The 8,262-nt window shown below is 64.3% G+C and carries 8 protein-coding genes; 3 read left to right on the top strand and 5 right to left on the bottom strand.

The features are described 5' to 3' along the window. Positions 1 to 481 (top strand): hypothetical protein (locus tag Q0X61_RS11900; protein ID WP_297742926.1); only part of this gene is annotated, 481 nt, incomplete at its 5' end. A gap of 33 nt (positions 482 to 514) precedes the next feature. On the opposite strand, the gene Q0X61_RS11895 is transcribed toward Q0X61_RS11900, so the two are convergent. Further along, complete coding sequence (locus Q0X61_RS11895; protein ID WP_297742924.1) at positions 515 to 2,854, bottom strand: glycogen-debranching protein; 2,340 nt, start codon at positions 2,852 to 2,854, stop codon at positions 515 to 517. A gap of 183 nt (positions 2,855 to 3,037) precedes the next feature. Between Q0X61_RS11895 and mshB the strand changes: the two genes are divergently transcribed. Beyond that, positions 3,038 to 3,925: an N-acetyl-1-D-myo-inositol-2-amino-2-deoxy-alpha-D-glucopyranoside deacetylase gene (gene mshB, locus Q0X61_RS11890; RefSeq protein ID WP_297742922.1), complete on the top strand. Its 888-nt coding sequence runs from the start codon at positions 3,038 to 3,040 to the stop codon at positions 3,923 to 3,925. A 73-nt stretch (positions 3,926 to 3,998) separates the two neighbouring features. Continuing rightward, positions 3,999 to 4,463, top strand: coding sequence for a hypothetical protein (locus Q0X61_RS11885; RefSeq protein WP_297742920.1), 465 nt, complete (start codon positions 3,999 to 4,001; stop codon positions 4,461 to 4,463). Between the two features lie 49 nt (positions 4,464 to 4,512). Here the strand turns inward: Q0X61_RS11885 and Q0X61_RS11880 are convergent, their stop codons facing one another. The 4 genes from Q0X61_RS11880 to Q0X61_RS11865 form a co-directional block, all read right to left on the bottom strand. After that, a complete protein-coding gene (locus Q0X61_RS11880) occupies positions 4,513 to 5,796 on the bottom strand; it encodes a hypothetical protein (RefSeq protein ID WP_297742918.1) in 1,284 nt (427 codons plus the stop codon). Positions 5,797 to 6,032: 236 nt separating this feature from the next. Beyond that, positions 6,033 to 6,575 carry a hypothetical protein gene (locus Q0X61_RS11875; RefSeq protein ID WP_297742916.1) on the bottom strand — a complete coding sequence of 181 codons (543 nt, stop codon included), beginning with the start codon at positions 6,573 to 6,575 and terminating at the stop codon, positions 6,033 to 6,035. A gap of 176 nt (positions 6,576 to 6,751) precedes the next feature. Then, positions 6,752 to 7,351 (bottom strand): hypothetical protein, encoded by a 600-nt coding sequence (locus tag Q0X61_RS11870; RefSeq protein WP_297742914.1) that lies wholly within the window; start codon positions 7,349 to 7,351, stop codon positions 6,752 to 6,754. Between the two features lie 42 nt (positions 7,352 to 7,393). Beyond that, the coding region (locus tag Q0X61_RS11865) for a branched-chain amino acid aminotransferase (RefSeq protein ID WP_297742912.1) at positions 7,394 to 8,262 on the bottom strand (869 nt) is incomplete at its 5' end.

Here is an 8,262-nt window from a genome sequence, read left to right as displayed (position 1 = left end):
CACCAACCACACCATGAGTTTCCAAGACGCCTTCGAAGAATACGCGCCCCACTTCATCTGGGACGCCTACGACTACGCCAACAACTCACCCCAAATCGAGATGCTCTGGCTGCACATCGTCTCCAACGGCACCAAATCCGCCGCAACCACAACCATCTACCGGATCAACGGCAAACTCTACGAAACCCACAAAATCGACGAAGTACTCGACAACTTCGACTACGACGAAGACACCCTCCGAGCCTTCTACGACCAACAAATCGACTGCTGGTTCGGGCTCTACGAGGAATCCCAACCAGACGAGCTACCCACCCGCATGATCCTACGGTTCCGGCCCGAAGACCAAGACTTCACCGCAGACTTCCACTACGGCGACCTCCAACCAGGCATCCCAGAAGAAGAACAAGCACCATTCAGCCGGCTCGACGAGAAATGGATCGAACGTCTCGAAACCACCGGCAACGACTCCGCCGCGCCCTAAGGCCAATCGCCTTCGGCGAAGACGGCTCTTGCCTCAGCTCTGCGTGCCTGGCGCGTCCTTCTGCGTCTCGTGCCACACCGCGACGGACCACGCCGGCAGCGCTTGACCCCCGACGACGATGTCGCCGGTGCCTTCCTGCCAGAAGTTCCACTGCGGCTCGTACTGCAGCGAGGTATCGATGAGCCGCCGCCACTGCCACCCGTCGCGGGCCTTCGGCACCTGGAAGTCGACGGTGTGGCTGTCCATGTTGACCATCACGTAGAAGTCTTCTTCCGGGGCGTTGATGCCGAGTGCGACGGCGCGGGCGGAATCCTCGGGCTTCCCGCCGTCGGGTGAGCGCCAGAGGTAGGTGACGTCGCCGTCGTCCACCTCAAAGTTGCCCCAGTTACGCTGGCGCAGCGCCTGGTGGCGCTTACGCACGCCCAGCAGGAACTGCGCGAACCGGAAGAGGCCGTTGATGTTCTCCTCAGTCTGGAATTCGCCCAGGTTGTCGTGGTAACCGACGTCGAACCCATGGCCGAGCGGTACCTGCTGGGGCTTGTTCGTCGGGATCATGGCGTAGTTGTTCCACATGGCCGGCGAATGCAGCGCCCACGGGTTGTTGTTGCCGTTTTGGGTGCGCCCGAACTCGTCGCCGGCCACCACCATCGGCACGCCGCGTGAGAACAGCAGGATGGTCCAAAGGTTGCGCAGGCGCTGGCGGCGCAGCGTGTGCGAGCCGCCGGAATCCCATGAAAGGTTGTTGTCGGAGCCGCCATCGGAGGGGCCAAACGGGTAGTCCCAGTGATTTTGCTTCTCCTGGTAGCTCACAAGGTCGGCCATGTTGAAGCCGTCGTGGGCGGTGATGAAGTTCACCGACTTCTGCGCGCCACCGTTGTCTTGGAAGTGGTGGTAATCGCCATTCACCATCTCGAGGAACTCGCGGTTGTTGCCGTCGCCCTTCGTGAAGCGACGGATGGCGTCGCGGTAGCGCCCGTTCCACTCGCCCCAGCCGCGCGGGAAGTTGCCCACCTCGTAGCCCCACAGGTCCCACGCCTCGGCGATCACTTCGATCTGCTCGCGCTCCGCGAAGTCGGCGATTTGGGTGAGCAGCGGGTGGTCGGTGAAGAAGCGCTTCTGGGCGCCCCAATCCTCCGGGTCGGCGTCGGCGGGTTTGCGGCCGAGCACCGTCGCGAGATCGAAGCGGAACCCGTCGACGTGCATGTCGACCGTCCAGTACTGCAGCGAGTCCAGCACCAAGTCAATCGCGGATTGCGACGAGTAGTTGAGCTGGTTCGACGTGCCGGTGGCGCCGTCGACGAGCCGCAGGTCGTTCGTCATGGAGTAGTACTCGCTACACGCGAAACCACCTAGCGACGTGAACCCCGTCGTGTTCACATCCCCAGACCAGTTGCCACCCTCGGCGGTGTGGTTGTACACCACGTCGAGGTACACCTCGATGCCGTGTTCGTGGAAGGCGTCCACCATTTCGCGGAACTCGCGCGTGGGGCCGCCGGGGGTCTGATCCGACGAGTACCGGCGGTTGGGCGCGAAGAAGCCGAGCGTCATGTATCCCCACGAGTTCGACTTCCCCTCGCGCCGCGATTCGGAGTGATTCGTCTCGTGGATGGGCAGAAGCTCCACCGTCGTGATGCCGAGGCCCTTGAGGTACGGGGCCATCATGCCGGCGCCCTTGTAGGTGCCGCGGTACTCCTCGGGGATGTCGACGACGTCCTCGAAGCCTGGCTGGTCGGCGAGCAGTTCGCGCAGGCGCCCCGTCGATTCGTGGCCGGAGAGCTGCTCCACCTGCACCTCGTAAATCTGCGCGTCCTCCTCCGGCAGGCGCGGCTTGCGGCTGACCGCGGGAGGCTCCGCGACGATGACGCCCTTCGGTGCGAACTTCGCGGTGTCCCATTCCCGACGCGGCGCACCGTGGTAGTCGTCGGCACCCGTGCCGAACATGCCGTCGTCGTATCCGAGATCGGCGATCTCGTCCGCGTACACCGAGTGCGTGATCTCGCGAGCGTACGGGTCAAATAGCAGCTTGTTGGGGTTGAAGCGGTTGCCCTTCTCGTCCAGGTCGGCGATGAATCCCTCCGACGTGCCAGGCGCCCAGCCCTCCACCGACGGCCAGTTCGGGCCCCAGGCGCGGAACCCGTAGAAGGTACCGAGATCGAGGCCCTGCAGTTTGCCGCGCCATACGCCGTCGCTGCACTTGACAAGGTCGTAGGTGGCGAGTGGGTCTGCACCGATCGCGGCGTCGAAGATCGCGAGGAGGATGCGGGTGGCGTCGGGGGCGTGCACCGCGAAGGTGACCCCGTCGGCGTGGGGGTGAGCGCCGAGCGGCCAGGTGGCCTCGGCCCAGGCATCCTGTTCGAGAGGAACAATGTTCATACTCAACATATTGCCTCAAGTTGTCGCAACCCGCTCGTTGGCGACGCCCGGCGTGGCTGTTGGTAACCAAACGTTCAACCTCGCAAGCTGAAGGCGAACGTCGCGCAATAGGGTGGCGCGGCCTTTCTCAAATACTTGAACGAGGTTGGATGGTGCGCCCCCGACACGCCTATGATTCGATGCGTGAATCGACGCCTACTTCTCGTGCATGCGCACCCCGACGACGAGTCCAGCCAGTCTGCTGCCACCATCGCGCGCTACTGCGCCGCTGGTGATCAGGTCACGCTGGTGACCTGCACGTTGGGCGAGCGCGGCGAGATCTTGGTGCCCGAACTCGAGCATCTCTCCGAAGCCGAGCTGGGCGAGCACCGCATCGCCGAGCTCGGGCAGGCGATGGCGCACATGGGGCTCACCGACCAGGTGTTCCTCGGCGGCGCCGGCCGCTACCACGACACCGGCATGGACCGCTCCCCCGACGGCACCGTCATCGTGCCCGACATCTCCCCCAGCAACGCCTTCTGGCATGCGGATTTGCTCGAAGCGGCGAACTTCCTCGTCGAAATCATTCGTGATCGCAAGCCCCAGGTGGTCTCCACCTACAACCCGTTCGGCGGCTACGGTCACCCAGACCACATCCAGGCCCATCGAGTGGCGACGTACGCCGTCGCGCTGGCGGGTACCCCGTCGCATCGCCCCGATCTGGGCGAGCCGTGGACGGTGTCGCGGATGGTGTGGAGCGTCCACAACACCATGACGTGGAAGAAGGCGTATCCGCTGGCCAAGAAGGAGTTCCCTGACCTCTTCGACGGCGCCCAGCGTGACCCGGAGTCGTTCGGCCCGCCCGAGCGCGACATCGTCTGCGTGGTGCCCATCGGCGAGTTGTACGACGTCACCCGCAAGGCACTCGGTTCGCACCCGAGCCAGGTGAATATGGACGACGTGTTCTGGCGCTTCCACGGGATGGTCAACCAGCTGGATGGCGCCGGAGAAGCGTACGTCTACGCATCCGGGGTGCCCTTCCCACCGTCGGAGATTCCGCACGACGATTTGTTCGCCGGGCTTGAGCTGTAACGGTTCGCTGCCCTGACGCCGCGGGGAGTCTGCCTGCTCCGGGACGCTTCGGCCGGCTGCCTACACTGGCTGCATGGTGCGACTGGTGCGTCCGATCTTCGCGGGGTGCTGCTGCGCGGCGCTCGTCGCGTGCGGTGCGCCCAGCGCCGCGGTGAGCCTTGCCCCGTCGCATCCTCAGGCGTCGCTGCCGCACCCGTCGAGGGCATGGAATGAAGACTTCGCCTCCGCGATCGAACTCGACACCATCACCGTCGGCAGCCAATCGGTGCTCGTGCCCGAAGGCGTGCGGGTGCCAGCTGACGCGCTCGTCACGGCGAGCACGGAAGCGTTGCTCGCGATGGCCGACGACGACCCCGCGGCCGTGAGGAGCGCCGTCGAGACAAGTGCCGCTGAGGCGGGTTACAAGCGATATGCCAACTCCGGCAGAGTCACCGTCTGGGTGGGGCGGGGCATGGCCGTTCGTCTCGAGGCAGACGCGGGCGTGCAGGTACTCGCCTGGGGGCCCGAGGAGATGAAGGACGCGTTCGTCACGCAATAGCGTGGAAGATCTCCGCAGCCACCTCGGGGGCTCGCCGCGCCGCTCGGAGCTACTTGGCGGGAGGGTGCACCACCGTCGTCTGATCTCCGAAACTAACCTCCACCACGATTCCGTCAACGAGCTTAACGAGTCCGTTCTCAGTCCCCACGGTTCCTACCTGCGTACCATCTGGGAGGACGAGTTGCCATGTGCTGGTTCGCCCCAGGTCAAGGAGCATCACCTTGCCCGTGGTGCTGCTCAGAATCGTGTCGCCGATACTCATTTGCAGTTCAGCTCCGGTGGCCACGATTTGCTTCGCGTCAGGGCCGATTACTCGGAAGGCGCGGCGCACCACTTCGTTGCCTTCGGCGTCCACCTCCTCGAGGCGCGCTAGGTCCGGCATTTCGTCCTTCAACAGCACCATGTCCTCGTGGCTGAAGTTCTTGTAGGGGAAATCCTTCGTCACGTCAGTCTTGCCGTCGTAGTACGAGACAGTGAACTCCTCGTCGTAGTGCCCTCCCCAAATCACGGCCTCGTCAGTCCAGACGACATGCACGGCCCTCGGGTCATCCACGACGATCCCTGGGCTCCCATCTTTGGCAGAGAACACTGAAAGATGCTGCTTATCCTGACAACCGATGTAGTCTCCGAGCAACACGCAGGGCGACACCGTGTCCGGAATCTTGTCGCTCTGCCAAATGACGGTGTTGGTTTCGGGCGTGCTGTTGGCATCAAACACGATGAAGTAGTAGCCCAACTCGGACTGCGTGTGGGCATAGATGCGGTTATCGCGGATACCAATCACACGCACGGCACTAATAGCGAAGTCGGCGGCGTAGAACGCGGTGAACTTTCCTGACGCGATGTCGAGCTGCCCCACCGCTTCCTTGTGGGCACTGCCCGGTGGCAGCAGCCGGATGCAGGTGAGTTTACCGTCGATGGCTGGCAGGGATTCGTAGCAGTCCATGTCGGTGAACTCATGCACTGGTTTTCCGGTGAGCACGTCGTAGATGGTGCTGTGAGCTACAAACGTCCACTGCCCGTCGGAGCTGCGCTGCTGCTCCCTGCGCTTCGAAATGACGATCTTGGAGCGGTCGGAAGATGTGCCCACGGGCTGCCCGTCGACCTTCCAGTCGGAGCCCATGCCTGAGGCGTAGGCATCGCTCAGCCACGAGTTGAACTGGGCGGTGAAGGGAACCTTAAGGGCGTCATCGCCGCTCCCTCCGCCCTTGGATGAGCCGCCAGCAGAGGACCCGCCGGCGGGGGAACCGTCGGAGCTGTTGAGGTGCTTCACCACTCCCACCGTGACCACGGCGATGAGAATGATGAGCAGCACCGCAAGGACGACGATCATCACCCGGAACGCACCACGCTTCTGCGGCGGTGGCGGCGCAGGATAAGGAAACTGCGACGGCGGGAACCCGTTCGGAGGGTATCCCCCACCGGGATAGCCCTGTGGGCCGTTCGGTCTCGGTGGTTGCCAGCCCTGCTGCGTCACGTCTCTTTCTCTCTCCAGAATAGAAGCAGCCTACGCGGTCATCGGTGCAGAACTGGTTTGATGAGGGAAACACGGGTGGGCTCTCGCGCCCGCTACTTCCGAACCAGGGAGATGATGAGCCCCACCAGGAAGAGTGTGCCGCCTGCGAACCCGATGAACATGCCCAGGAAGAAGGCGCCCAGCCCGCCGAACAGTGCCAACAGGCCCAGCGGTGGCGAGATAGCGCCCACCCCGTTGGTGCACTCGATAGTGAACTCTCCTTCGCCAGAGATGTTGCCGATCGAGACGAACGCGCCCTTATCGTTCTCAAAGTTCGTTGACGCCAAGCCCTCGAACTCAACAACCTCGCCCGCCGCGTCGAGTGCGCGGCACTGCACGTTGGAGCCCTCAGGCCTCCACACCGTTCGTTTCTCGCCAGCCGCGAGCTGTACCTTGAGGGAACCGTCGATGCGCTGCACTTCGTCGGATTTGGGGATCGCGAAGGTGAGGCCGCCCACGAACCCCACAACGCCGAGGATAAGGGCCACCACAATCAGCAAGCCGCCGAAGATCATCAGGCCCGTGCCTGGTTTCTTGAGTTTGACCGATTCGTGCGGCGGCGGCGCAGACCGCTGAGGGTTGTTCGAATTGCTCATTGGGTCCCTCTCACCTTGCGTGCAGCAGTGTCATGGTGAATACCACTGTCGCACGCGAGCGGTTCAGGGCATGTCGCGTTTGCGCGACTGAGCGCACAACAGATGCATATTTTCGCCGTGTATGGCCCATTTTCAGCATCTGGAGTGCGCCCAGTCGCGCAATGCCTGGTTGCCCGTCAACGTGAACGCCTCCTTCGGCGCAGGAGTGTGAACACGCCCCAGAGGATCAGCAGAAACCCGCCGACGCAGGCGAAGACGGCGGCCACCAGCCTTCCAACTTCTGGCGGATCGCTGAGCTTGCCCTCCTGACCAGGGCACTCGACGGTGTACTCACCCCCAGCAGGCTCGGCTCGGAACGTGCCGACGGTGCGTGAGGTCACGCCGTTGAGGGTCGTCTTCGAGCGAGGCTGTGCTGACAGCGTCACGGGTTGCTGGTCGGGTCCGAGCACTCGGCACGTGTCCACCGGCGGGTACTCGTCGTCGTTGTCGGAGGGCAGCCCTTCCACCCACACGGTGCGTTCCTCCCCACCCGCCAGCACGACGCTCACCGACCCCGAGAAGCGCTGCGAATGCACGTCGTCGGAAATGTGACGCACGAGGTTCAACACTCCGAAGATGAGGAGCACCATGCCGATCGTGAGCGCCAGGACACCCAAGATCCGCAGGAGGGAGGCCGGCGCTGTCTTCGATCGGCCCGTGCCAGGGTGCAACATCCGCGGCGGTCCGGGCTGCGGGTCGGCGGGGCCCATCGGCCCCCGGTGATACTGATTACTCATCCGTGCTCCGTCCTCGGGCGGGGCTCGTCGGGATCAGGTGGCTCAGGCGACGCGCTGCGTCCACCCGAATGGGTCTTCAGCACGACCGTACTGAATGTCCACCAGCGCCGCACGAATCTCGGCGGTCTTGGCGCCGGGGGTGCCGTCGGCCACCACGTGGTGCACGTCGCCCGGGGCCTTGAAGCCGACGATGGGCGTCACCACGGCGGCCGTCCCACACGCGAAGGCCTCGACAATCTCGCCGGAGCGCACACCGTCGAAGAGTTCCTCGACGGTGACTCGCCGCTCGACCGGGGTGAGGCCGTGGCGTGGGGCGAGCTTGAGGATGGAGTCGCGGGTGATGCCGGGGAGAATGGAGCCGGTAAGTTCCGGCGTCACGAGGGTGCCATCGGCGGTGATGAACATGAAGTTCATGGTGCCGCACTCCTCGATGTACTTGCGCTCGGCACCGTCGGTCCACAGCACCTGACCGCAGCCGTGTTCTTCGGCCTCCATGGCGGCTTCCAGCGACGCGGCGTAGTTGCCGCCGCACTTCGCGGCGCCGGTTCCGCCGGGGGCGGCGCGGGTGTAGTTGGGGGTCAGCCAGAGGGTGACGGGTTCGTCGTAGTACGCGCCGACGGGGGAGGCGAGCACGCAGAAGGTGTAGCCAGAGGCGGGTCGCACACCCAGGTAGGGCTCGGAGGCCACCATGAATGGGCGGATGTAGAGGGCCTGCTCGCCGGCGGGGTCTGGCACCCAATCCTGTTCGAGTTCAACGAGCTGGCGGATGCCGTCGACGAAGTCCTGCTCCGGGAAGACGGGCATACCCAAGCGCTTGGCGGAGCGGGCGAACCGGGCGGCGTTCGCGTCGGGGCGGAACAGCCAAACGGAGCCATCGGCGTGGCGGTAGGCCTTCAGCCCCTCGAAGATCT

The sequence above is a fragment of the uncultured Tessaracoccus sp. genome, from assembly GCF_947255005.1.
Taxonomy (GTDB): domain Bacteria; phylum Actinomycetota; class Actinomycetes; order Propionibacteriales; family Propionibacteriaceae; genus Arachnia.
The sequence above is the reverse complement of the archived record's forward strand: the minus strand, read 5'-3'. Positions and strand labels throughout refer to the sequence as shown.

Coding starts and splice junctions, on each gene's coding strand:
- Q0X61_RS11875 (WP_297742916.1), bottom strand. CDS start 6,575: ATGAGCAATTCGAACAACCCTCAGCGGTCTGCGCCGCCGCCGCACGAA.
- Q0X61_RS11880 (WP_297742918.1), bottom strand. CDS start 5,796: ATGATCGTCGTCCTTGCGGTGCTGCTCATCATTCTCATCGCCGTGGTC.
- Q0X61_RS11870 (WP_297742914.1), bottom strand. CDS start 7,351: ATGAGTAATCAGTATCACCGGGGGCCGATGGGCCCCGCCGACCCGCAG.
- Q0X61_RS11885 (WP_297742920.1), top strand. CDS start 3,999: ATGGTGCGACTGGTGCGTCCGATCTTCGCGGGGTGCTGCTGCGCGGCG.
- Q0X61_RS11895 (WP_297742924.1), bottom strand. CDS start 2,854: ATGAACATTGTTCCTCTCGAACAGGATGCCTGGGCCGAGGCCACCTGG.